The 24,441-nt window shown below is 63.7% G+C and carries 24 protein-coding genes; 6 read left to right on the top strand and 18 right to left on the bottom strand.

Annotated features, from left to right (window positions below; translation table 11 throughout):
* Window positions 1-13 precede the first annotated feature (13 nt).
* The 5 genes from EX88_RS0109970 to EX88_RS0109950 form a co-directional block, all read right to left on the bottom strand.
* Window positions 14-889: a hypothetical protein gene (locus tag EX88_RS0109970; RefSeq protein ID WP_152566201.1), complete on the bottom strand. Its 876-nt coding sequence runs from the start codon at window positions 887-889 to the stop codon at window positions 14-16.
* A 232-nt stretch (window positions 890-1,121) separates the two neighbouring features.
* Window positions 1,122-1,847: a LytR/AlgR family response regulator transcription factor gene (locus tag EX88_RS25885; protein ID WP_031371850.1), complete on the bottom strand. Its 726-nt coding sequence runs from the start codon at window positions 1,845-1,847 to the stop codon at window positions 1,122-1,124.
* Window positions 1,844-2,929 (bottom strand): sensor histidine kinase, encoded by a 1,086-nt coding sequence (locus EX88_RS0109960; protein WP_031371849.1) that lies wholly within the window; start codon window positions 2,927-2,929, stop codon window positions 1,844-1,846. The genes EX88_RS25885 and EX88_RS0109960 overlap by 4 nt, the downstream gene beginning before the upstream one ends.
* Before the next feature lie 424 nt (window positions 2,930-3,353).
* Window positions 3,354-4,004 carry an outer membrane beta-barrel protein gene (locus EX88_RS24480; protein WP_081930832.1) on the bottom strand — a complete coding sequence of 217 codons (651 nt, stop codon included), beginning with the start codon at window positions 4,002-4,004 and terminating at the stop codon, window positions 3,354-3,356.
* A 258-nt stretch (window positions 4,005-4,262) separates the two neighbouring features.
* Window positions 4,263-4,772, bottom strand: coding sequence for a lipocalin-like domain-containing protein (locus tag EX88_RS0109950; RefSeq protein WP_051884873.1), 510 nt, complete (start codon window positions 4,770-4,772; stop codon window positions 4,263-4,265).
* Between the two features lie 375 nt (window positions 4,773-5,147).
* Between EX88_RS0109950 and EX88_RS0109945 the strand changes: the two genes are divergently transcribed.
* On the top strand, window positions 5,148-5,543 hold the full coding sequence (locus EX88_RS0109945; RefSeq protein ID WP_031371846.1) for a nuclear transport factor 2 family protein: 396 nt from the start codon (window positions 5,148-5,150) through the stop codon (window positions 5,541-5,543).
* Between the two features lie 314 nt (window positions 5,544-5,857).
* Here EX88_RS0109945 and EX88_RS0109935 read toward each other — a convergent pair whose 3' ends face one another.
* From EX88_RS0109935 to EX88_RS0109915, 5 genes are all read right to left on the bottom strand, one after another.
* A complete protein-coding gene (locus tag EX88_RS0109935) occupies window positions 5,858-6,322 on the bottom strand; it encodes a DUF4019 domain-containing protein (RefSeq protein WP_161786100.1) in 465 nt (154 codons plus the stop codon).
* Between the two features lie 450 nt (window positions 6,323-6,772).
* On the bottom strand, window positions 6,773-7,162 hold the full coding sequence (locus EX88_RS0109930; RefSeq protein ID WP_031371844.1) for a VOC family protein: 390 nt from the start codon (window positions 7,160-7,162) through the stop codon (window positions 6,773-6,775).
* Between the two features lie 340 nt (window positions 7,163-7,502).
* Window positions 7,503-7,916, bottom strand: a complete 414-nt coding sequence (locus EX88_RS0109925; RefSeq protein WP_031371843.1) for a hypothetical protein — start codon at window positions 7,914-7,916, stop codon at window positions 7,503-7,505.
* Between the two features lie 68 nt (window positions 7,917-7,984).
* A complete protein-coding gene (locus tag EX88_RS0109920) occupies window positions 7,985-8,281 on the bottom strand; it encodes a hypothetical protein (RefSeq protein ID WP_031371842.1) in 297 nt (98 codons plus the stop codon).
* Between the two features lie 21 nt (window positions 8,282-8,302).
* A complete protein-coding gene (locus EX88_RS0109915; RefSeq protein WP_031371841.1) occupies window positions 8,303-8,611 on the bottom strand; it encodes a hypothetical protein in 309 nt (102 codons plus the stop codon).
* 344 nt (window positions 8,612-8,955) lie between these two features.
* Between EX88_RS0109915 and EX88_RS0109910 the strand changes: the two genes are divergently transcribed.
* Window positions 8,956-9,435, top strand: coding sequence for a VOC family protein (locus EX88_RS0109910; protein WP_031371840.1), 480 nt, complete (start codon window positions 8,956-8,958; stop codon window positions 9,433-9,435).
* Window positions 9,436-9,526: 91 nt separating this feature from the next.
* Here EX88_RS0109910 and EX88_RS0109905 read toward each other — a convergent pair whose 3' ends face one another.
* Window positions 9,527-10,603: a PD40 domain-containing protein gene (locus EX88_RS0109905; protein ID WP_081930828.1), complete on the bottom strand. Its 1,077-nt coding sequence runs from the start codon at window positions 10,601-10,603 to the stop codon at window positions 9,527-9,529.
* Window positions 10,604-10,654: 51 nt separating this feature from the next.
* The gene (locus tag EX88_RS0109900) at window positions 10,655-11,068 is read right to left on the bottom strand and encodes a nuclear transport factor 2 family protein (RefSeq protein ID WP_430536906.1); all 414 of its coding nucleotides are present in this window, start codon (window positions 11,066-11,068) and stop codon (window positions 10,655-10,657) included.
* A 199-nt stretch (window positions 11,069-11,267) separates the two neighbouring features.
* On the opposite strand from EX88_RS0109900, the gene EX88_RS0109895 reads away from it, so the two are divergent.
* Window positions 11,268-12,344 carry a sensor histidine kinase gene (locus EX88_RS0109895; protein ID WP_051884870.1) on the top strand — a complete coding sequence of 359 codons (1,077 nt, stop codon included), beginning with the start codon at window positions 11,268-11,270 and terminating at the stop codon, window positions 12,342-12,344.
* 23 nt (window positions 12,345-12,367) lie between these two features.
* A complete protein-coding gene (locus EX88_RS0109890; RefSeq protein ID WP_031371836.1) occupies window positions 12,368-13,165 on the top strand; it encodes a LytR/AlgR family response regulator transcription factor in 798 nt (265 codons plus the stop codon).
* A 224-nt stretch (window positions 13,166-13,389) separates the two neighbouring features.
* Here EX88_RS0109890 and EX88_RS0109885 read toward each other — a convergent pair whose 3' ends face one another.
* The 3 genes from EX88_RS0109885 to EX88_RS0109875 form a co-directional block, all read right to left on the bottom strand.
* Window positions 13,390-14,472, bottom strand: a complete 1,083-nt coding sequence (locus tag EX88_RS0109885) for a hypothetical protein (RefSeq protein WP_031371835.1) — start codon at window positions 14,470-14,472, stop codon at window positions 13,390-13,392.
* Entirely contained in the window at window positions 14,469-15,392 is a 924-nt protein-coding gene (locus EX88_RS0109880; protein ID WP_031371834.1) for a hypothetical protein, read from the bottom strand. Before EX88_RS0109880 ends, EX88_RS0109885 begins: the two co-directional genes overlap by 4 nt.
* Before the next feature lie 213 nt (window positions 15,393-15,605).
* Complete coding sequence (locus EX88_RS0109875; RefSeq protein WP_031371833.1) at window positions 15,606-16,370, bottom strand: hypothetical protein; 765 nt, start codon at window positions 16,368-16,370, stop codon at window positions 15,606-15,608.
* Window positions 16,371-16,462: 92 nt separating this feature from the next.
* Here EX88_RS0109875 and EX88_RS0109870 point away from each other — a divergent pair, with 92 nt between their 5' ends.
* Window positions 16,463-16,900 (top strand): hypothetical protein, encoded by a 438-nt coding sequence (locus tag EX88_RS0109870; RefSeq protein WP_031371832.1) that lies wholly within the window; start codon window positions 16,463-16,465, stop codon window positions 16,898-16,900.
* A 178-nt stretch (window positions 16,901-17,078) separates the two neighbouring features.
* Here the strand turns inward: EX88_RS0109870 and EX88_RS0109865 are convergent, their stop codons facing one another.
* Window positions 17,079-20,861 carry a beta strand repeat-containing protein gene (locus EX88_RS0109865; RefSeq protein WP_031371831.1) on the bottom strand — a complete coding sequence of 1,261 codons (3,783 nt, stop codon included), beginning with the start codon at window positions 20,859-20,861 and terminating at the stop codon, window positions 17,079-17,081.
* Window positions 20,862-22,729: 1,868 nt separating this feature from the next.
* Window positions 22,730-22,942 carry a DUF6289 family protein gene (locus tag EX88_RS0109860; protein WP_057916470.1) on the bottom strand — a complete coding sequence of 71 codons (213 nt, stop codon included), beginning with the start codon at window positions 22,940-22,942 and terminating at the stop codon, window positions 22,730-22,732.
* Window positions 22,943-23,393: 451 nt separating this feature from the next.
* Between EX88_RS0109860 and EX88_RS0109855 the strand changes: the two genes are divergently transcribed.
* Window positions 23,394-23,864 (top strand): hypothetical protein, encoded by a 471-nt coding sequence (locus tag EX88_RS0109855; RefSeq protein ID WP_031371829.1) that lies wholly within the window; start codon window positions 23,394-23,396, stop codon window positions 23,862-23,864.
* Between the two features lie 117 nt (window positions 23,865-23,981).
* Here EX88_RS0109855 and EX88_RS0109850 read toward each other — a convergent pair whose 3' ends face one another.
* Window positions 23,982-24,362 (bottom strand): hypothetical protein, encoded by a 381-nt coding sequence (locus tag EX88_RS0109850; RefSeq protein WP_031371828.1) that lies wholly within the window; start codon window positions 24,360-24,362, stop codon window positions 23,982-23,984.
* Window positions 24,363-24,441: the final 79 nt, after the last annotated feature.

Raw genomic sequence — 24,441 nt, 5'->3', positions numbered from 1 at the left:
ATAACCTATTAAATCAAAGGTATTGGCAGCTCAACACACCGTCGACACGGACGCAGGCGACTTTGTTCTGGCTGGTGCGCTGGCCCGTCACCGGGATGCCGTTCATGGCCATCGCGTTAATCCAATCCTCAAGAGAGCGCAGGTTCGAAAAATCCCATTCGCCGGTAAAGATCCCTCCCGCGGCATCGGTGTTGACGGCGCTGTCGGGAATCGGAACCCCCTCAAGAGTCGTGCTGGCGCCGGGGACGTATTTCGCCTGACTGGTATCATCCGATTCGATCACGAACGTAGTCTTGGACCCATCGACCCAGGTAATGATAATGGTATAGCCCGTCGGAATAGGTCCGCCGGCATTGAACAGGAAAGACAGCAGAAGCGTACCGAGCGGATTGCTATAGCTTGCCGAGCCGCTGACCAATGAGTTGGCGATGGCGGTTCCCAACTGGCTGCGCAGGGTTCCGGAGCGCGAAAAATCATAAGCCGTATAGCCTTCGAATCCTGCAAGCGGATTGCTTGAGAAACGGGATCCGGCAGGCGGAAATGAAGCATCCAGTGTCAGTGTCGCGCGGCCGTTCTCCGCCTTCGGCGCGCTAGCATCGCCGAGAACATTAAGAAACATATTGTATGTGGCCGGATCGACCGCAGTCTGATCGGCAGTCTTCATTCTCAGCTCGCCATCGTGGCGAACCTCCCACATGGTCAACTCTGCATTCGGCACGTCGAATACGTACGCCAATCCTAACGGAGTTGACGTAAGTGCCTTGTTCATTTTCTGAGTGTAGGTGCAATTATCGCAACGGTGCACTTGTTCCGCATTAGCCGCACCGGCGGCCGAGGCAAGCAAAGCTCCGAGCAACATCGAGCACGAGGCGGTCTTCCAGATATTCATCAATCTACCTATCAGTCCATAGCGCCAGAATTTTGTGCAGTGTCCGCACACCCCACCCCGCCCGACGACGAGCGGCTTGCCCGAGGGGCCATAGCCATCATCGACGACGTTGTGGCCGAGCTATGACATCGACCCGAGGCCAGTTAGTGAAGTGCGATGGGACGAACGACACGAATAGGTGCCTGATCGTCGACTCGGCCGGCTCCATGCAGGCAGACTTCCTGGGCTCGCGCTATACCAGCAGCTCGTCCACCTTGCTGCGGAACTGACGTCCGGAGAACAGATGCTGCCCCGAGAGGAGCACGATCCGGAACCTGGCCGAACCGGCGGGGACGATCTGGCGAATGGCCGCTATGCGTACAACGGCCGAGCGGTGCAACCGGGCGAACTCGACATGACCAAGCCGCGAGTGAAAATCCGTCAAGGTTCCACGCACGGTGTAGACCGCCCCGTCCGCATGAACTTCGAGATAATTTCCTATCGAAACGACAAGATCGATCTTGTTGGCTTGCACCAGATGAACTCGGCTTCCTACCTTCAACGGAATGCGATCGGCGTCGCCGACGACTTCGTTGACAACGCCATCTTTCGGCCGAGTCCCGCTCAGTCTTTCCAGCGTATCTCGCAAACGCTCGCCCGATACCGGCTTTATCAGGTAATCGACGGCACGCACGTCGAAGGCGCGGGCGCCGTGCTGCGGGTATGCCGTCACGAACACCACTTGCGGCCGGGGCCCAGGCCACCGGGCCAGAGCCTGGAATCCATCTCCACCCGGCATCTCGATGTCCAGAAAGAGAACATCGATGTCCAGATTTACCGCCACTGCCGATAGCTCCCCGATGTCGACACACTCGGCCACGACAGATACCAGATCCCGACCGACTCTATCCAACAGACGACGCAACCTGACCCGTGCCATAGGCTCGTCATCGACGATGGCCGCGCGCATCAAGGTCATGCCGCAGACCTGCCCGGAAGACTGGCAGCCCCATGCTTTTCCACCGGCATGGTTACTCGAACGAGGTATCTCCCGGATTCCGTCGCGCATTGCTGGATGGCCGCTCGCGCTCCATACAAGAGCTGCAGACGGCTGCGCGCACTTCCCAAGCCGATGCCCGAACCATGAGGCGCCGCCCCATCGGGGGAGACACAGTTAGACACTTCGACGACCAAGGTCTCGCCACGCAATTCACAGCTGATGCTCAGCACGCCCGGCGCTCGCCGTCGCGAAATACCGTGCACTACGGCATTCTCGACCAAGGGTTGCAGGATCAACGCCGGCACTGAAACGCCCAAGGCTTCCGCCTCGACGCTCCATTCGACCCTTAGCCGATCGTTCAAACGAACCTTCTCGATCATCAAGTAGCTATTGACCAGCTCGATCTCATCACTGAGGGTCCGAAATTGAACGCTATCGACGGACAGCCCCGCTTGAAGCAGGACCGAGAGCGAAACCAGCATTCGGTCAGCCAGTTCCGCATCCTGATGAACCATTTCGGCGACGGAGTTCAATGTATTGAAAAGGAAGTGGGGGTTCATTTGCGCGCGCAGCGCTTCCAGCTTTGCCGTGGTCAGGCCCGCTTGCAACCTCGCGATCTGCTGCCCCCTCTCCATGCTCCTCTGATAGAAGACGAGCGCGTGCGCCAATCCGATCACGACCCATGCGAGCATAAAGTTGTAACTCAAGCTGCTCGTCAAAACCTCGGTGAATCCTGGACGCGGGTGATGACCGAACCACTGGAAGACGGAGCTTGTCGCATAGATATAGGCCCCCCGGAGCAACACCGTCAGAACGGACGCACCGAGCAGGATCGCCAAGGATCGCAGTATCCGGCCGCGCTCAATCGGACTGCGCCGCACCAGCCAGTACAACCCCAAGGTTACCGGCACCCACATCATCCAACTGCCGAAGCTGAAGCGAAGCGCCTGTGGCCAGGACATCGGCATGCCTTCTGGACCGCCCATGCGAACGATCTGGGCGGCAAACGCAATTGCGTAGCCCGCCCACCAGATGATGACCATCCAGAAGACCGCGGGCATTCGCTTCAGAACCGCTCCCACAGTAACGACCCTATTGAATTGCCTGGCGGGATGTCTCCAAGGCAGCAAGCACTTCGTACAGTGCTCGCACCATCGACATCCTACCGGCAGGCACTATCGACCAGAACCCCCAGAACCGGCGATACGAACAGGGCCCGGTTCCACCGCAGCCGATAACCGCAACAGACAAGCCCCCCGAGTACCCCATTGCCGCGCGATCGCGTTGATCGCAGCCGGGAAGACGGCACAGGGAATCATGGACTCCCGCCTCCGACTACTCGCTCAAGCGTCCGCCTCGGGACGAACGCCTGAGCCTGGAGCAGATACCAACGAGCCCCACCGCCAGACTGACCCGATGCTTGCTGAATAGGCCGAGATACTTTGCGGCACCGCTTGGATACTCGCCCAGCATTCAAGGCCTGGCTCAGAACGAAGCGCGAACGCCGAGCGTGTACTGGCGATTGCCTGCGCCCGCCCCGGCTTCGGCCGTCAGGCCCCACAGCTCGTTGAACTTCAGCAAAGCGCCTACCGCGCCGCTGACTTCGCCGTCGTAGGTATCGCCGTCGGTGTACCTGAGCTTGCCCCAGGCCTCCAGGCGCTCGCTCAGGTTGCCGCGCAGTCCGACCGATGCGCGGGCATCGTCGCCATCCTGCTTCTCGGTGAACGACAGGGCGCGGTTCTCGTACTCGAAGCGGGTGTTGAGATAACCCAGCTCCGCGGTCCAATCGAGGCGCTCGTTGATCTCGTAGTGGTAGCCCAGGCCGAGCGCGACTTGCTGCACGTCCACGTCCAACCGGGTCAGCACCTGCGATCCGGAGCTCACGTCGACATCGCCATTGCCCCTGTGGAAGGCGCCGGTCAGAAACATCCCGCGCCCCAGCTCGACCGAGCCGCCGACATAGCCGCCGTCGGCATCGATATCGTCCAGGCGCAGCAAGGGATCGGAGTCGGCCGACTCGATCGTCTGCTTTCCATAGCCCGCATCCAGATAGGTGTAGCTGCGCGATGCGGCGATTGCCGTGACGGGAGACAGTGCCGCTGCCGCGAGGAGCATTGCAAAACAGTGATTTTTCATGGCGCCTACTACTTACTTCTTGACGGTGGAGGGGAGCGCGCTGCGTCGATGCACGATCGATACGCATGCAAACGGCGCATACGTTGCCCCGCGCAGGCGGCTTTGGCAACCAAGCCCGGCTTTTCGCCTACCCCCTACCCCATGAATCCACGGCGCCTTCGAAAAAGCACGCAGGCAATCACGATTCGGCATGACACCCGCTACGGCACCAGTCCCGCCCGGCGCCGCATTCGCTGCAGACTCGGCCGGACCTGCGACCTATTTGACTCTGCGGAACCGCCGGTAGAAACCGCCTTCCTGGGTTTTCCCTTCGATGATCAGATCATCCCCGCTCAGCTTGAATGGACGGGGCTGGTCGGTGCCGGTGTAGCTCGGCATCAGGCTGCCCTGCACCTCATGGATCACCCTGCTCTGCGCTTCGTCGACCCGGTAAGTGCCGAAGTAGGCCACATAGCCGTCGTAAGCGGCGCGGACTTCGCGGTCGCTGCCTTTCTGGTCGCCCTCGGCGAACGGCGGCGTCGCCGGCGTGCGCATGAGCTGCACATGCAGATGGCCGGTCGGGTCGTAGACGATGTATCCCGTGGGGCGCTCGCCATAAGGATGCTGGATCTTTCCGGCGGGATCGGTATCGACCACTTCCATGACTTGCCAGGTACCGACGAGCCGGGAACGCAAGGGCTCCGCGTCGCCCTTGACGGCCGGCGGCGCCGCTACGGCGCAGCCGATCGACAGGCCGGTCAAGGCCAGAAATAAAATACCGGCTTTCATAAGAATCTCCTCTGATGGACGTCGAAGGTTGCGGCAGGTCGACCGCCCCGGTTCATCCGAAGATCCGCATGCCCAAGCCGCAGCGCCAGTTCCATCCGTCATGCATGGCGCATGCTGGGTCGTGTAGCGACTCGGCCCGGCGGCAACAAGAGCGTTCGCGCCATATGGCTCGCACTGCTCGACGCCATGAGCCGGCCAGAAACGTGACGCCCCTCCGGTCTGGCGGCGCTCGGACCGGCGCATTCATTGTCCAAAGCCAGCAAGCCGCGATGCGGTTGGAACGAATTGTTATACGGCGACCGCATCCCTCTCACGACGGGATAACGCGCTCGCATTTATCCCTGTGTACTCCTGGTCCGACTAGGGAGCAATGCCATGAGCACGACGAAACAGAAAGGCGAGATCGAGCGGCTGGAGAAAGCGTTCTGGCAGTCGATACTGGAGGGGTCGCCGCAAGTGGCCACCGGAATGCTGACCGAGCCGGCCCTCATGGTCAGCGGGCATGGTGCGCACAAGTTCGACCATGCCACCTACACCAAGATGGCGAACGACGACCGAGTCAAGCTGCTCGACTACAAGATATCCGCGATGGACGTCCTGCTGCCGACGGACGATGTAGCCGTCGCCAGCTATCGCGTGGTGCAGAAGGTGGAGATGGAAGGCAAGACCACGGAGATGGACGTCTACGACACCTCGACCTGGGTCAAGGTGGGCGACCAGTGGCGTTGCGTGATGCACACGGAAAGCCCTGCGGACTCGACCAAGCACTGACCGCTTCGGCTTGCGGCCGCATCGTTGGCGAGCGATCTTCGCCAGGCCATGCGGCCGCCCGCGCTCATGCTGTAACGGCGGCACGACAGCGTCTTCGACCGCGCCGAAGTTCTGTCCTGATTGCGCGACCTGCCGCGCATGCAAGCGCACGTGCTCGACGGCCCGCATTTCCTACTCGAGACCCGCACCGAAGCTGGTGCGGATCTGATCGTCGATTTCGTGCGCGACTGCGGCCGATCCCGACCGTAGGCCGACCCGTGAGGTTCGACGATCGGCGCTACGCAGGTTCGCGCGCGCCGCCGCCCTGCGCATGCTTATCTGAGCGTGTAGCCCACCACGCGCCACACCCCATCGGCATCCAACGTAAAGGACACCAGCTCCTTGGCTTTTACCCCGCTGGCGGCGGCCAACTCGAATTCCACGCTGGCATACTGACCTGCGGGCAGCGTCGTGCCGGCGCCCCCCTTTTCCCGATGCACGACGATCCACGACCGGCCGACGACCGGCCCAAGCTTCTTTCGCAGTTCGCCGATCCGCTCGACGAAGTCCTTCTTCTTGACCCGGCTTTGCATCGCTTTCGAGGCGCCATCCCACATGTCGGCCATGCCGCCCCGGTCGATCGAGGCGGCGACCCGCATCGCGGCGTCGCTCATCTTGGACGGATCCACCGGTGCGTAAGGCGAGACGTAGGCGGCCGCCGCCGTGTTTGCGGTTCGTCCCTGCGCGTTCGCGCCGAACGCGAGCATCGCCAGAGCCAAGCCCAGTAGGGTTCGTTTCATACTGTTCATCCTGTTAGGAACCGCTCGCGGCGGCTTCTTTCCTGCAAGCGCACCTGTCACGGTCCGTGCCGGCAGTGGATTACGCCGGTCGAAGTTCGCCCGGACGCCCGATTTCCCGGCCTCGGCGATCTGTCTTCGACCGCATCGGCATCGACGCCAACGGCAAACCCAGGCTACTCAGAAATGCATGCCGGATCCTGATTCTTGCTTATGAAATTAAGAACTGAAGTAAAGAAATCACAGTCGTCGCAGCCCGTCCGCTTGGTCCCCCGCTGCGATCGCCGTTTGATTCGGAACCACCGCGAACCAGCGTCCGTATCCCTGCGTCATTGCAAGATGCGCTGGCGCTCCTGTATCGGCGGGATCGAAGGGCGCTTCAACGGATACGGCCGGAGGCATGAGATTCGCCGGCTCGATAAACAGGCCGGCGAAACTTGGCGACTGCGGGTGTCAATCGGCCGAAAGCGCGCTGACCATCACGTAGTACCCATCGGGGTCGCGCAACGCGAACTCTTGCGTTCCGGTGCTGGGATTGAGACCGGGCTCTTCCTCCAGCGTCGCGACGAGCGCACGCGCCCTGGTCAAGGTCTCGTCGAAATCGTCGACACGGAAGAACAGCAGCAGCCCGTTACCGGGCTGGGCATGCTCGGGACTGGCCAGGGACGGATGGTCGTGAGCGCCCCATCGGTGCAGACAAATCAGGACCGTTCCGTCCGCATCGCGGATTTGCCCGAAGAAGTCGTGAGCGGGAGCGGTCTTGGCATGGCCGAACAAGGACTGATACCAGCCGAAACTGCGAGCGACGTCGGCGACGCCGATGATGGTCCAAGTGCGCTTCATAGGATGCTCCTACGACTTGACGCCTGATTAAGCCGAACCCCAAAGCGACTTCGACCTGCCAGAGCCATCAGGCGGGACTCGGCACGCCGCCTTTTCTTTGGAGACCCAGTCCGGTTCCCCGGGGTCGACAACCATAACGCTGAATCCATGTATCTCGCCACTCCAGTATCACCCCATCGGGGTCATCGACAAGCAGATCTATGCCGAAGATTGGAGGAAACTTGGATGGACTTGCCGTTTAGAGCAATGCCCAGCACTGCCGATCCGGCGATCGCCGCAGACCACGGCAAAATATGGGTTGGCCTAAGCGCGATTGCCATGAAGTCGTCCGCCTCTGGCGTTACGCCCGAGTAAGGCTGGCTTGTGGAACCGATTCGGCTTGAATGGACTGCTCGGACGCATCCGAAGGCTGCACATGGCCGACGCCGATTTGGAACAACAAATACTGTCCGGGCTGCGCCAGCTCCGGCGTATGGGCGCGCCACCAGTCGGCGGCTTCGCGACTGGATTGAGCCAGCAGGTCGAACGCGGGAAGAGATTCGACCAAGTATCCGGTCTCGGTGCGAGCCCGGCCGAAGAAGCGAGCCAGGGATTGACCGATCCGAGTCTTGGGAGCGCTAAGCACGCCGAAGGTGGGCAGCGTCACCGGCGCTTCGCAACCGTCGGGCAGCGGCAAAGCGAGCCCCACCCAATGCTGCCGCACCCAATCGGGCGCTTCGCCCGGAGGCACGGAGGTGATCTTGAGCTTGGCCATGCGGATTTCGGCGCCCCCAACGCCCGGATTGAAGCCAACCGCGAAACGGCTACGGCTTGAATGAATCGCTAAGCCCTTGCGCGAACGCGCCGGGCCCATCGCAGCGCAATGTATCCGGCAAACAGGGCGCAGGCCAGCGCAAGCCCCGCGTCGGCAGCGAAATGAAGGACATGAAAGCCGTAGCTGTCGCAGGCCGATACGCCGCAGTCCCCTCCGACCTTGCGGAACAGGAAGGGAAAGCCGGCCACTTCCTGGCCATCGCGTTGATAGGCGCGACGGGTCAGGAAATAAGGAACCGCATTGGCCAGGAACGCGATGAAGATCGTCGCAAGGAAGGCAGTGGAGAATGCGGTCTTGGCACGCATGGTCGGGGCCTGCAGCGGGACTTACTGCGACACCCAAGGCCAGACGCAGAACGCCAGCACCGCCCATGCCGCCGCCTGGATCCACAGGCCGATGCGACCTTCGCGCACCCGCTCCGCGTTGCGCTTGCTCGTCGCCAACCACGTCGAGACCAGGGTCGAATGCAGCAGCAAGCCGCCCACCACCCACACCGCGAGGTACAGCAGTATGCCCAGTGGATCGGGGCCCTGGCCGTCGTGAGCCCCGGGCGAGCGATAGCCCAGGTGGGCGTAAACCCAAGCCCCCAGGCACAGCAGACTGATGACGAGACTGATCCGGTGATAAAGCTTCATCGCATTCCTCCTTGAAGGGCGACAGGGTAATCGAAAGGACGGCGTTACGAGGCGCTCACGCGGCTGCCTCGGGTGCCTGGCGCTGCGGCTCCATGCTTTTTTAACGAGCGTTTCAGAGCGCCGGAATATCCCGGGATCGATCATTGGCGTCCGACCAGCGGATGCTTCCCCCACAAGAGTACGATCCTCGAACGGCTGCCCCGGGCCGATCCCTGCCCGGCCTCTTGAGGTGCGCCACGATCGCGTGCGCCCCGGGCCGATAAGACGACGACGCAGTTCGAGTTCCCGCGCAACCCGATGCACACCGTTGAACGATGCATGCCACTGAACTTAGGAGAATCGGAATGGCCAACAAAAACACGATCTGCCTGTGGTACGACGGCACCGCACTGGACGCCGCGAAGTTCTATGCCGAGACGTTTCCCGACAGTGCGGTGGGAGCCGTCCATCGCGCGCCCGGCGACTTTCCGTCCGGCAAGCAAGGCGATGTGCTGACCGTCGAGTTCACGGTGATGGGCATCCCCTGCCTCGGCTTGAACGGCGGACCGGCCTTCAAGCACAACGAGGCCTTCTCGTTTCAGGTCGCAACCGACGACCAAGCCGAGACCGACCGCCTGTGGAATGCGATCGTCGATAACGGCGGCCAGACCAGCGCCTGCGGTTGGTGCAAGGACAAGTGGGGGCTGAACTGGCAGATCACGCCGCGCGCCCTGACCGCGGCGATCACCGATCCCGACCCGGCGGCCGCCAAGCGGGCGTTCGACGCCATGATGGAGATGACCAAGATCGACATCGCGACGATCGAGGCGGCTCGGCGCGGCTGAGGCCCCACGAGACGGGCCGATCTCCGCGGCGGTGGCTCCGGGGCTCGGCGGCACGAGGGCGCAGGGGCGAAACCGCCCGGGCAGGCGCTGCTTACGAGCGACGCCCTGCCCCGACGGGCCGCGCCGCCGCGGAGAATTCGCGCGCGGCCGCCGGACTGCAGCCTGCCTGGCTCAGTTCTCCGGCGAGTGCCTGAGTCGCCAATGCCGTCGGGACCACATAGATATTGGCTTGTCCGTTCAACACCTGAGCGGCATCGTCTGCGTGCGCCGAGGTGCGCATGCTGGCGAAACGCAGTTCCTTGCCGTCGGCGGTGAGGGACGGGGTGAAGTCCATGCCGGCTGCGTTGATCGGTGACGGCAAGCGCACCGCCGCCGACCAGCCGTCGTTCGTTCGACAGGCGGCGAACAGATCCGCATCGGCGGAGCCGCCGCGCTGGCTCCAGAACACGGCCAGGCCGCCATCCGACGAAAGGGTGAAGTCGCCTTGAATCGCGCCGTCGTTGAACGGGGCACCCAATGGCTGCGGCGCATCGAAGCCACTACCGTTCACGCGCGCTCGGTAGATCGCCAGTTTCGCCGGCCCGCCCTTGCGCGAGCTGTTGAAGTACAGCCAACCATCGTGCAACTCCGGACCGAGTTCCTCGCCATCGCTGGCCAGCGTAGCGAGGCGTTCGGGCACGCCGAAACTTCCGTCCTCCAGGCCTACGCGCCAGATGTCCAGGCTGGCATTCGGCGCCTCGCCGCTGAGCGGACGGTTGGAAACGAAATAGAGCGTTCGGCCGTCGGGCGTCAACCAGGGATCGGAGTCGCGGTAGCGCGGGTCGGTGAACGGCGCCTCGGCAGCCTCTCCCCAGCCGCTGCCGTCCCGTCGCGCAAACCAGATCCGACTGTCCTTGAAGTTCGCCGCCGAACGCGCGAACACCATCGCGCGCTGCACGGAATCGGTGCTGAGGTTGTAATCGTTGCGCATGCCCGACAACCAATCCGCACCGAGCAGGCGCGGGGCATCGGCCTGCGGCGAAACCAGCTGACGCTCGCCGCCCAGCGCGGCACCCGGCTTCTGCACGGCCACCGAGGGTTGGGCTGAAGCTGCCGCAGGTTCGGCAGGATTCATCGGCGTGCAGGCCGGCGCCAGCACGCAGAGCGCCATCAGGACCGTATTTCTCATTACATATCCCCTATGGATTTCGCGACAACGGCCTTATCGACGGCGCGCGACTCACTTCGGCTTGCTGTACCACAAGGCATTGACGATGATCCACCGACCGTCGAATTTCCCCATATGGAAATAATCGACGAACCACTGGGTTTCCAGGCGCACCGACGCGGCGTTGCCGACCACGTCGAGCACACGGCAGCTGCGGTCCCACTGTTCCTTCGGCGTCTTCAACACCCCTTTCTTGGTCAACGCCACCAGCTCTTCCTTGGACATGCGCCGCAAGCCGAGCCGCTCGTAAGGCGTGTCCCCGATCACCGCGCGCTTGGCCAGGTCCGGGTGCAATGCGCGCGCGACGCGATCCGGATCGGCCTCGAGCTGGCCGTCCACATAATCGAAGCAGGTCGCTTCGATAGCCGCGACCGTCGCCGGATCAACGTTCGCCGGGGCGGGCGCCGCTGCGCCTGCCGCCGCCATGATCAAGGAAAATGTCAGCATGGTTGTCTCTGTCGCCGAGTCGGATCGATTCGGCCATTAGGCAGGACCCGAAAGCGGAAGTCTGCCTGCCGTGCGGCAGAGCGTTGCTAAGATGCGACGAGGCGTTGGACCCAAGGGGCCTCCTTCACACTGGGCATCGAGTAATTCATAGTGGCCGCCTGCCACGAAGAATCCCCATATGAGTTCCATCGTCTTGCCCGATTCGATGTCGGCAGCCTCGAAGCGTTTGTTCTGGCCTTTGCAGAGTATCGGCTGGTTCGGCTATTTCATACTCCACTTCACCACCGCGATGGGCGACGGCAAGCCGCTGCACTATGTGTCCGCCTCGCTTTCCGTAGCGGTCTGCGGCTTCGCCGTCACCAGCCTGCTGCGCCTGGGCTATCGGCGCCTGTGGGGCTTGTCGGTGCCGCAGATGACCGCCGCCGCGATCGCGCTGCTCGTGCTCGCCACGCTGGTGCAGATGAAGCTTTACGTGACCATCGCGTTCCGCTATTGCGACAACTGCGAGATCCGCAGCATCTTCGGTTATCTGTGGTACTTCACCTCGACCCTCTACATCCTTCTGTCGTGGAGCGGGCTGTACTTCGGAATCAAGTTCGCGCTGCAGCTGCAACAACAGAAGGAAACCGCATTGCGTGCGCAGAACGCTGCGCACGCGGCGCAGATCAAGATGCTGCGCTACCAGCTCAATCCGCATTTTCTGTTCAACACGCTCAATGCCATCTCCACCTTGATCCTCGACGACCAGCGGGATACGGCCTATCGCATGGTCGCAAGCCTGTCGGCGTTTCTGCGTCGCTCCCTCGATTCCGACCCCGAGCAGCCGGTCGCGCTAGCGCAAGAGGTCGATGCGCTCGATCTTTACCTGGGCATCGAACAAGTGCGTTTCGGCGATCGCCTGCAGATGGCCGTCGATATCGAACCGGCCGTACGCAATGCGCTGGTGCCGAGCCTGATCCTGCAACCGCTGATCGAGAATGCGATCAAGTACGCGGTATCGAAACGCGAGGAAGGCGGACGTATCGAACTGGTCGCTCGGCTCGACGGCGACATGCTCGACCTGCATCTTCGCGACGACGGCCCCGGCTTCGTCGAGGCCGATCCCATGGCCGGCGGGCATGCCCCGGTCGGGCTGGCCAACACCCGCGAACGCCTGCGCGTGCTGTACGGCGAGCGCCAACGACTGGACATCCGCAACCGCGAACCTCGCGGCGTGGACGTGCATATCCGGCTGCCGTTCGCGACCGCGCAGTAGCCATGAGATGAAGGCGCCCTGACATGAAGAAGATCCGCACCCTGATCGTCGACGATGAAGCCTTGGCGCGGCGGGGGCTCGAGCTGCGGCTGGGCCGCCACGAGGACATCGAGATCGTCGGTGAAGCCGGCAATGGCCGCGAAGCATTCCACGCCATTTCCGCCTTGCGTCCGCAGTTGATGTTCCTGGACGTGCAAATGCCCGGGATCGACGGCTTCGAGCTGTTGCGCATGCTGCCGGCGGCGCAAATCCCGCTGACGGTTTTCGTCACCGCCTACGACCACTACGCCATCGCCGCGTTCGCCGCGAGCGCGCTCGACTACCTGCTCAAGCCGGTCGACGACGCGCGCCTGGACGAATCGGTCGAGCGCGCGCGTTCGCGCCTGGCCGCGCGCAAGACCGAGGATCACTACGAGCGCCTGCTCAAGTTCATCGCAACCCTGCCCGGAACGCATCGATCGAAGGTCGACGGCCTGCTGGGCGACGAGGATCCGCGCGCCGGCTCCAAGCTGACGATCAAGGACGGCCATCGCCTGCTGCGCATCGACGCCGACTCGATCCGCTGGATCGATGCCGCCGGCGACTACATGTGCATCCACGCCAACGACGAAACCCACGTCCTGCGCGGCACGATGCAACAACTGGAGCGCCGCCTCGATCCGCATAAGTTCGCGCGTATCCACCGTTCGGCCATCGTCAACCTGGGGCGCGTCAAGGAAATGCGCCCCCACCTCAATGGCGAGTACTTTCTTCTGCTCGACTCCGGACACGAGCTGAAGCTGTCGCGCAGCTATCGCGACAAGCTCAAGCTGCTGACCTGAGCTGGCCCGCTTCGGGCCGGCAGCCTCGCCCCGAATGCAGGCACTCGGGCAACGACGGAAGCGATCGCTCGCTTCCGTCGCCTCGTTCATCAAGCCGGTTCTCGCCGTCGATGAACACCGGCGTGTTTCACTCGGCCTCGGCGGCCTTCGCAAGGGACATGCCTGGAGCCTTCGCCGCAAAGGCGGCGCCGCCGAACGCAAACCAGACTAGTTTATCTGCGCCCTTATTTGCGCCCGCTATCGACAGCCCCTGCGCGCTCCTGCTGCTGTTGCTGGAGCTTCCGCAACGGCGAAGGCGGCGCACCATTCGGCCCCACCGGGCGCGATTCGTAGTGAGCCTTGAAAATCTCCCGCCCTTGCGCCTCGATCGCGTCCCATTGCTGCGATGACAGGTCGCCGAAGCGAGTCGGACCATTCGCCCAGAGCGCCTCGAACCCCGTACCGCGGCGGCCCCGGACCAGGTCGCGGGCATAGCCATACGCCAGCTCCTGCACCCGGTCGCGCGGGAATAGTCCGCCGGTCCCGGAGTACGCATCGATGTAGATATCCAAAGCGCGGTCCTCGCCGGCGGCCAGGCCTTGAGCCAGCCACTCGTGCGCCAAGGTCCGCTGCTGCGCCGCGTGCTCGATGTCGGCGATCAATCCCCCCCGGTCGCGACCCGCTTGTTCGGACCAGGTGGCCACATAGGCGAGCCTCGCATCCTTCGCGTCGCCCCGACCTGCCCGCTCCAACCACAGCAACGATTCGTCCAGGGCGGCCTGGCCCACCCGCGAACAGGACTCGTACTGCTCGAGTTCCCTGGTGAATCGATCGTGGACGGTCGTCATGCGCGCTTGTGCATATTCGGCGGCCCCCGAGGACTCCATCTCATCTTCCAGCCGGGCCAGCAGTTTGTCCGGCGTGCCGTCCATCACCGTCTTGCGGCACTGGTCCGATCGGTTTCCCAAAATATAGGCGGATTGGACGTCGCCTCGTTCCGCTGCCGCGCGCAGTTCGGCATAGACTTCGTCGAGCGGAGGGAGCCACCACTTACCGGATGGATTCTTGCTCCACATCTGCTCGAGGAAGCGCTTGCTGGCGGCGCGATCAGCGGCCGACTCTTGCGGAAATTGCGACAGGCGTTGCCGAAGCACGGCGGCGGCATCTTGCCCAGTCGGCGCTGCGCGCTTCTCGGAAGTTTTCGCTTCGGCGATCACGACCTGCGCTGTAACGCCGCCCTGCGTTGACGTGGCTCGGCTCATATAAAACCACGCGGCCAGCCCGCCCAGGGCCAATGCCAACACTCCCAACCCGACCCCTCGTTTCATCGCGGTGCCCTCCTTTGCTGAAATGCCTGCTGGATTTCGAGCGAGCGTCGCTCGGAATCGCGTATCTGCTGGGGGTTCGCGTGCTCCAGCAATTGCGCTTCCATCATCTTCGCAAGCCCTTGTGGCAGCTGGCTGCCTTCGCCCGTCCGTCGATACGCTTTCCAGTAAGCGAGCGCGTCGGTCATGTTGCGGCCCAGATACGCGTTATGCCCATGGGACGCGGCCAATGCCAACAGCGCTTCGGGCTCGCCCGCCTCGAACGCTCGGCGCAGGTATCCACGGGCCCGCTCGCGCCGTGCGACCACCTCCGCGGCGTTGTCCAGCAGGTCCGCCTCGGAGGGGAATTCCTCGAACGCGAAAGCGGCATAGTCGACCATCGCTTTCGTATGGCCGCCTTCCGCGGCCAGTTCGAACCAGGCGCGCGCATCGCCCTTGCTTATCGAGGCCGGCAAGTCCCCTACATCGCCGCAGATCGCGTCCATTCTGTCTTTGCCGTACAGCAACGCATCCAGCACGTCCGGATCGTCCATTCTGCGTCCGCCCCAGCGCATGCTGCTGCCGGCCTTGGCGATCGCTTGCGCCAGCATCTCGGTAAATGCGCCACCGGGTATCGACTGGTACTCACGACATCGGCTGATGACCTGGCCCAGGCGATAGGCGGCCCGCACGTCTCCTGCGCGCGCGCGGACTTCGAGCTCTTGGTGGGTATCCAGAAACGAGCCTTGGGGCAGCGGCGCAGCGGCCGGGACGGAGCTCCGTCCCGGCGCATCGCCCGGTGTCGCTTGCGAGGCCGAGCGATGCTCGTCGTCCGTCCGCCGGTCGCGCCCCAATCCCCACCAGGCCGCCCCCCCGACCACGAGCGCTACCAAGGCTCCCATCAGGACCTTGCCCCGCCAGCCATCCCTTGCGTGTCGCTCCATACCCATCCAGCTCTCTCGCAATCCGCGGCGTTACCCGCAACCGATGTCGCTTGCCGTACGGTCGTCGCTCGAAGGCGACCGGCGCCATAGCCGACCGAGTTTGCCATACCCACGCGCCGCGATGGCGCGACTGGGTCTATCGCGCGACACCGGAACGGGCCACCGATGTCGCGCATCACCGGATGAGTCGCTAGCGACGGGGCTCGACTCCGCTTATTTCGTTACCACGAAGCTGGTTTGGTCGACCCCCGTGTTGCCGGTCTTCGGATCGTAGGCATAGACGGTGATGCGATAGTTGCCGGGGGCATCGGGCTCCAACAGCGCCCGGAAGGTATTCATCGTCGCCTGCATCTGCAGCGGTATCGTTTTATAGGGACGGCCATCCTTCTCGACGATCGCAGCCACGTCCATGCTCTTGCCGTCCCAGGTGCCGCCTTCGGTGAGGATGCAGCCGCACATCATGACCACGTTCGCCTTGAGCTCATAGGGCGCCTGGCTGAGCGGCGTGTACAGGTGGGTGCCCGGGCTCAGTATGTCGACGATCATGCCCGGCACCTCGACGATCAAGCCATCGCCCGCGATGGGCTTTCCAGGGACGAGCCAGAGTTGCGTCTGCGATACGGTCCTGGCCTGCTTCTTGATGTAAGGCGCCAGCACTTCCACGGTCGCAAACACCGGCCTGTCGAGTAACAGCCTGGCCTTGAATGCGGCGGCGTTCCCCGCTATCGCGCCGTAACGCGTTCGGGGCGTACTCATGATGGCTTCGGTGTCGCCGGTGCCGCCTTCGGTCAAGCCTTCCGCCAGCACTTTGTCGCTGTCCGCGTCCTTGATGCGAACCCAGGCGCCTCCGATCGACGAGCCGATGAACTTTCCGTCCCGGGCCTTCGCCCGGACGACGATGTCGGTTGCCACCGGCTCCGCCTTCGCATCGCCGACAGCAAGCAACACCAGTACTGCCGCATACATCAAGTAACGCATGGCTTTCCTCTGTTGTTATTCAAGCAGTGAAGTCGGGAGCGGCTTGCAACACCGACCCGAGCCGGGAATGCGAAGCGGCGAAGGCTCGGCCGATGCAGTATGAAGCCCTCGCACCGACCGCCGGCCGGGAGGCACTGACACTGCTATCGTTTAGCCCTCAGATAGCGAAGGAACGGGGCCTTAGAAGCATGACGTTAGACGAGTACAACCGACTGAGGGCGCCCTCCGATACCACCCTGCTGTTTTCCTATGGCGCCATCGCCTTCGGGCTCCTCGGCTCCCTTGCGCACTCGACCACGGTCGCCGTCGCTACGATAGCCGCTTCCGTCCTCATCCTGATCGTCTTGGCAGTGCGCACGGTCAAGCGGCTCGACAAAGCCGATCAGTTCCGTTGCCCGTCCTGCGCGAAGATCCCGCATCAGTGGGTGGCGGACAATCCGTCCGACGACCGTGCGTACACCGACTATCGAACCGATTTCTGTCTTCATTGCCGATTCGATCTTCGCCGGCCGGTAGAGCCGAATGGATGACGGCTCCAGCAGGTTCGACCTTCCGGCCTGGGCTATCGGCCGGAAGGTTCCGTAGAAGTCTCAGCTCCGCTCGCTGCCGCATCGAGTCGACACTCCCCGGAAGCACGCGGACATCGTGCAGTTCCGGGGGTCGGAGGCCCGGAGCATCGGGTAGAGAGCGGCCAGTGGCCGGCCGCTCTCATTGCACGACACAGGTCAGCGCAACCGTTACCGTACTTCCCATCGCCATCGCGCCCAGCACGACACCGGCATCCAGTTGCGCCGGCGTAAGCGTTCCCGAGGGACAGGCCGTGCCGCTGCACGTCGCGGGCGCGGTGCAATCCAGATTGCTGCGATCCGAAGCCAGGTCCCGCAGGTTCGCCCCGGTGACGCCATCCGGGCCGTTGTTGGTGACCACGATCGTGTAGGTGGTGCTCGCACCCCGGCTCAGGCTGTCGTTGGCCAAATCGCTCGGCCCCGAACCCGGCGTATTGGTCTTGGTGATGCTCAGGTCGGCGATCGGATTGCGGGTGTTGACGAAGGTGCACAGCAGATCGTCGCCGGCGACCGGGGTCAGGCTGAAACTGCCGACGCTGCCGCTCGGTGCCTGCCCTCCGCCGAGCGCGTTGCTGCAGGCGTAGGTAACGGCGTAGTTCGCCAGGTCCGCGCCTGCGGCCGCGGCTTCCGCGAACGTGTAACTGGTGCCGATCGCGGCCGGGTCCACCGTCGCCGTTTCGGTCGGTGCGTTGGTCGTGCCGGTGGTGGTGACGGCGCTGCTGCCGATGTTCAGAGTGAACTGGTCGGTGCTCGTAAAACGGCCCAGCGGTAACTGTTTCTGCAGGCGCAGGCGGGGCGCCTTGCTGTTGCTGAAGGTGCAGGTCAGGGCTTCGCCGCCTCCCGTCGAGCCGCCTGGAATGGTCAAGGTGCTGCCGGTCAGCGTGACCGGCACGCCGTTGTTGCTGGCATCCACGCAGGCGACGCCTGTCAGGGTCCAACCCGCCGGCACGGTTTCGGTCAGGCTCGCCGGCTGGCCGGGCGTGCCCAGCGCGAATACGGCCGAGGTCTGCGGATTCGCGGTGGCGGTGTTCAGGCTCAAGCTGGCGGGCAGGCCATTGGTGCCGCCGGTGAACGCGAACGTACCGGTGCCGCCGGTGCTCAGCTTGCGGATCGTCACGGTCGATTGCTGGGCATTGACGAAGTTGCACGAGCCGGTGTCGTCCGGGGTGAAATCCAGGATCGTGACCGCGCGGGTCGCGATGTTGCCGGTGTAGGTGGTGGACGTCATCGACCCGTTGGCGGCGGTCCTGATCTTGGTGCAGGACACGCTGACCAGCACGTACCCGGCCGGCGGTGCGTTCTCGGTGATCGTCACGTCGCGCGAGTTGTTGTTCTGCACCGAAACATCCACATCGACCGAGGCCGTGCTGTTGCTGACCGGCGACAGGGCCGGAGCGGCCGGCGTGATCGAACCGTTGCCGGTCGCGGTGATGCTGTAGCCGAAGGTCGCGCCGGCGCCCTGCACTTCCTTGGTCAGCACGATGTGCGGATCGCGGGTGTTGATGAAGGTGCACAAGTAGTTCGCGCCGGCCACCAGGTTGATCGCGGCACTGCCGCCGTTGGCCCCGTAAGTCGGCGTGACGGTGCTGCCGGTGATCCCGCCGGCCTGGTTGATGCAACTGACGTTGGTCAATTCGAAGTCGTTGTTGTTGCCGTCGGTAAAGCTCTCGCCGACGGTGTAGGTGCCTGGCACCAAATTGTTCAGCGCGCTGGTGCCCGGCGAGGGCGTGCTGTTGACGGTGCCGTAGTCGTGGGTCTGGCTGCTCGTGGTGCTGAGGCTGAAGAAGAAACTGTCGTCGTTGGGCAGGCCGGTGCCGGGGCCGTCGCCGCTGAAATTGAAGACAACCGGGCCGCCGACGGTGCCTATGCGGGTCTTCTGGATGCGCAAGGTCGCCAGCTTGGTGTTGGTGAAGGTGCAAGCGATGTTGCTGCCCGCCGCGGTCGCCGCCGCATCGAGCACGATATTGCCGCCCGAGGCGCCATTGATGGTGGGCGTCGCCGTGCCGCCCGCCCCCAAACCCGTGCAACTGATCGCGCTCAGTACGAACCCGGCCGGCGGCGCGGCCTCGGTGATCGTCGTCGCGGCGCCGGCCGTGGTCAGCGTCTGCGTCGCGCCGGCCACGCCCAAGCCTGGACTGGCAGTGACGATGCTGTGGTTCGCCACCCCGTTGCTGCCCGAGAACGCGAACGTGCCGGTGCCGCCGTTGGACACCTTCGTCACCGTCACCCTCGAAAGAGACGCATTGGTCAGCGTGCAGCTGATGTTGTCGGCGGCGCTGGTCGGGTTGACCGTAAACGGCTGGGCGCTGCCGCTCGGCAGCGTCGTGGTCGAGCCGGTGTTGGCGTTGGTGCAGGCGATGCTTTGTGCGTAGTCGGCCAGGTTGGCCGTGCCGGCAGCGATTTCGGTCAGGGTGTAGGCGGTGCCTATGGCGACCGCGGTGGCCCCGGTGGTGCCGGAACCGGCGGTCACCGAGCTGCCGTTGCCCGCGGAGGTATCGTTGCCCGGGGTCGTGAGTACGCTCGCACCGTTCTTGATCTGCACCGTGAATTGGTCGCTGTCGCTCAGGCGATTGCCGCTCAGGCCCTTGGTCAGCGTCACCGTGGGGACGATGGTGTTGAACTCGGAGGTCGCGCCCGAGGTGCAGGCCCCGGTCAGGCATCGTGTCGCCGTCATGCGCAAGGTGGCGGTGCTGACCCCGGCGATCGTGCAGGTGCTTGGGGTAACGGCGCTGGGGCTGGCGACGATGCAACTGCCCAGCCAGATCTGGCCTTCGCCGTAACCGGTCGGGTCCAGGCCGCCGGGATTGTTGTAGAAATCGATGCGATAGCCGCTCGCATTGGCGCTGGTGTCGAGGGTGAAGCCGACCGTATTGCCGGCAATGCTGGTCACCACCGGGAAGTTCTGCAGGCCGTTGGGGCCGGCGTCGCCGTCGCCCGCATCGTTCAAGGTCACGCCGTCGGCATTGAGGTCGATGCCCAGGCCGGCATTGGCGGAAATATTGAGGTTGGCGTAGATCGCATTGTTGGCGGCATTGGCGCCGGAGATCTCGACACCGTCGCCGCCATTGCCGGTGACGGTGTTGCCGGTGATGGTATTGGCATCGATGGCCAGCACCCCAGGCGAACTCTGGAAGCTGATGCCTGCTCCGCTGTTGCCGGTGATCGTGTTGCCCTGGATCAGGTTGTTGCTGAGGGTGCTCAGCCCGACCATCCCGCCGAACCCCTGGAACACGATGCCTGCGCCGGCGCCTCCGGTCAGGCTGTTGTTGGTGATGCTGTTGTTGTCGGTATTGCTGAGGTTGAACTGCGGCACCAGGCGGATGCCGGCGAAATTGGTGCTAGTGATCGTATTGTTGCCGACGGTAACGTTGCCTACGCTGGCCACGCCGACGCCGTAGTTCGTGCCGGTGATGATGTTGCCGGTGACTGTGGCGTTGTAGCCGGCGATCGCGGTGCCGTTGAACACGCTGATGCCATAAAAGCCGTTGCTGATGTTATTGCCGGTGATGCTGCAGTTGTCGCTGTTGAAGCAGCGAATGGCATCGGAACTGTCGCTGGACATGCTGATCGTGTTGTTGTTCAACACGACGTTGGGCGCATTGCCGATCGTGACTGCCGACTGATTGAAGTTCGCGATCGAGATGCTTTGCAGTTGGCTGTTGATCGCACCGGCACCGCTGAACTGGATGGCCGAATACGCCCCGCCACCGCCGTTCAAGGTGATGCTGCTGCCATTGACCGTGGTGGTATCGGTGATGAGCGGTAGCGCCGAGGCAATGGCGATGCTGCCGCCTGCGCTGAACGCTATGGTGTCGTCCACCGTCGTGGTCAGGTTCGCTGCGGTGATGGCGGCGCGCAGCGAGGTGCAGGTGGATGCGCCCGCCACTACGGCCGTGCACGCGCCGGCGATATCGGTGGACGGCATCGTGACCGTATACGTGGCCGCCAATGCCTGGCCTGCGCCCAGTATCAGCGCCAATCCGGCCGCCCAGGGCGGTAAAGGGAACGCGCGCCGTGTGCGACGCGCCACTGCAACGTCATGCGAACCGGCAGCTTGCGTCCTGCGGCCCGCCGTCGCGACACTTGGGCTTAAAGAGCTGGATCGCGTAGACAGCGTCAGCCGCATTACGAATCGGCAACGCAGGATCTCGGACTGGATGGTCGACATAGCCTCCCCCTAAAGCTATCGGGGCTTCCTGCCCGTTCAGACTTGTGCCCGCAGACCTTGCTCAGGTCGCAAAGCAAAACTGCATCGCCCAGCCATCCGTAATCGCGGAGAACTGGGCCACGTCCGGCCGGAGGGGGGCGGCGGACGACAAATCTAGTTTATGTGACTTACGTCACAAAAATCATGCCAGTCGTCGGCAGCGCCTAAGTAATGGCAAATTCGGCTAAGTTCTCCAAAATTTAGCTAAATTCCATTAACAGTCCGCAAAGGTGACCTTTTTGGCCTCATTCTTGGTCACTAATTGCCCTTCCTGGCACACCCTGATGCTGGGCGGCAGAGCGCGTGATGCAGCGTCCATGGGCCTCTCCGCAGGCCGGATCAGCCGTCCCTATCTGCATGCTTTGTGCCGCTGCCGCCGGGTCCGCCACGGCCATCCCCACCGACACCCGGCCCGGCTCGATAGACCGGCAACCGCGCTATCGGCCGACGATGTCCATTGCGGCTGATGCGCTAAGGCCTCGGCCAGCAGAGCTCGATGCGGGCGGTCGCCGACATCGCATCGCGAAACAGCACGTGGCCGCGGCACCCGCATCGTCGCTGCATGCCGACAGTCGCATCCCGCTCCAGCACCCGCGCCGGACCGCATGCGTGGTCGGGTAGCGCAACGCGATCGCCTGTTCGCTCCCGCGAATGCTTGCGGATCGGACGCGCAGCAACCGAGCGCATCCACCGCCCGCCCCAAGGGCCCGGCGGCCCGCAACGTCGTTCAAGCGCCCCCAGGCGACAGCACGGCCGATCTGCTCGAACTCGCCGGTACCGGCATCTGCGCACCGACTGGCGAAACGCCCTGTGCTAGCGTCGTTTCCAGGGAATTCCGGAGGCCGCCGCCGCTTCCGGGGAGCTCGCGTCATCGCGATGGGCCGTGCTTACAGTCACCGCCCAAACCCAGAGAGGAATCAAGCGAGGCGGCTTTCAATGGAGGAACACCGCATGAAGGGATGGATTGCCAAAGGAGCCGCGCTCGCTCTCTTCGCAGGACTGATCGGCTCGGCTGCGCCCGTGGCAGCGGAACCGACCTACGCCTGCACCGTGGAACGGGAGGGCGAGTTATTCCAGGTGGCGTACGATCATCCGTACGATCCCGGCTCGCTGTATCAGTGCCGCGGCGCCGCATGGCGTTTGATCGGACTGTGCAGCCCTGACCGGGGTTGCCCACCGGCACCGGATCCGGGTGGACCGATCGTGGAGATGTAGGGATTCGCAGCCGCCTACGTACGATGCGATTCCAGGCGGGGCCCTGCACGGGTCCCGTTTTTTCAGTCCGTGGCCGACGTCATTGGGCTGAGCCGACAAGTCGTCCGCTCAGGACCGGATGCGAAGTGAGCGCGGCGCCCTGCCGGCAATGTTTCCCAAGCCTCAACAGGAACAGCGCAAAACGCAGGCCGGTGCATTAGGACCGGCATAGCGGATGATCCGGCCGCGCCGGGCAACCTGCTTCTCCGTCAAAGACGGACTTCGACGACTCGCTCGCGACGACTTGATGCACAGCGGCGAGCGCTCGACTCAAGGGATGCGAAGCCGCCCGGAAGCGCTGGGCGGCTTCGCAGTATCGCGAGCGTTACGCGCTACATGATGCAGCCAGCGTAGGCCTTCGATCGGATCGTCATGATGCCCCAGCCCGGATCGCCGCATCCGGCCGGCTGCCGTATGCCGACGACGGTACCGGCTGCGTCGTAGTAGACGACGGAGCAGTAACAGCCGGCGGAAGCGGTTGCCGCGCCGGTACCGGCGGAGACCGCCAACAGGGCTCCCAACACGATCAACTTGATGTTGCGCATCGTCATCCTCTCCTTGGCTTGCGACAGATTGCCGCAGGGGCAAGATACAGCGAGGGCCGCGGTGGGCCGTGTCCGGCATCGCGAATTCGCAACTACAAATCCGACGATTCTTTTCTGAAACATACTGCGGCCGTGCTGTAGAGCGGCGAAATTCCCTGGCACCGCCATCAGGATGGCTACTCGTAACGCCGCCTCCCCAAGATAGCCCCCGGACCGCAAGCGCCTCGACGACAGCCAGGACGCCAGCGCGGGCACGAACTTCCGCATCGGATGGCGAGAGACCGCGCATCGCTCCTTGGAACAAACGCCCTGGGCCGGCGTGCAAATCGGATAGCCTTCGGCGAGGATGGGTGCAACGCGCTCAACGTTGCGAGCGGGGTTCGGCTAGGCCGGTTTCAATGAGCCGCACGCCGAAGCAAGGGCGATCATGAACCCGCGACCTGGAGACACCATGCAGATTCATAACTGGCGCGCCATCGTTCTGATGTCGTTGCTGTTCGCCGGCCCCGCCTGCGGCGCACCGCCCGCCGCGCCATCCCGTGGCGAGCTGAGCTTGGCCGGTTTGAAGCTGGGCGATTCTCTGGCCCTGGTCCGCAAAAAGCTCGGCAAGCCCCAGAGCACGATAGGCGCCTCCGGCGATCATGATTATCAACTGATCTATCGTGGCTTGCGTATCGAGATGATCGAGCCCGGTCGAGTTCTCATGCTGGAATCCACATCGCCGGACTATTGCACGCCTTCGGGCTTGTGCCCGGGCCAGCCACTGGCGGAAGCGCGCAAACGTTGGGGCGAGGGCGAAATCTACGAAGGCGACGACAAAGGCACCTGGCACTATGGCGTCGACGAGGATGCCTGCTTTTTGCAGATCGAACCCGACCCAACGCAACAACTCGTCCACAGCGTGGCCTTCGCCTGCCCGTGAGCAATGCGCCAGCGCGATCGAGTGCCTGGCCCCTGGCATCGCAAGCACATCGACGAATCTATGCCGCTGGCGGAGCCCACGATCGATCAGGGCGCCTGCGGGAGGAGCCATCGATGCTCAGGCGGAACCTGCGGCCGTCAATGCCGCCACAGCCGCAAGCGCCACCCAGCCGGGATGCCGCCCTTTCGTGCCGACCAGCACCAGGACCGCTCCACCAAGATAGGCGAACACGATCGCGCTGATGGCGAGCTGCGCGGACATGGGATGACCGAGCGCCAACTGCAACAGAACGCCCGCGAACGCCCAGCCGAACAAGGTGGCGAGGTGCCACGTGGCCCAGATGATTCGGACATTGCGCACACGTAGCGGTGGCGCAGGCAGTGCCGGTACCAAAGTGCCGTCGCGGAGATGTCGAAAGATGAGAATCTCGCCCAGCACCGAGTGCACCGCGCCGGTTACCGCGGCAAGAATTGCTGCAATCAAGTACGGCACTTGCATACGAGTCATCCTTGAAAGTTAGCGTTCCAACCAGCGCCCGACTCAGGCCGCCTGACTCGGAACACCTGAGTCAGGTCGA

The organism is Lysobacter antibioticus (assembly GCF_000731095.1).
GTDB lineage: Bacteria > Pseudomonadota > Gammaproteobacteria > Xanthomonadales > Xanthomonadaceae > Lysobacter > Lysobacter antibioticus_B.
The sequence above is the reverse complement of the archived record's forward strand: the minus strand, read 5'-3'. Positions and strand labels throughout refer to the sequence as shown.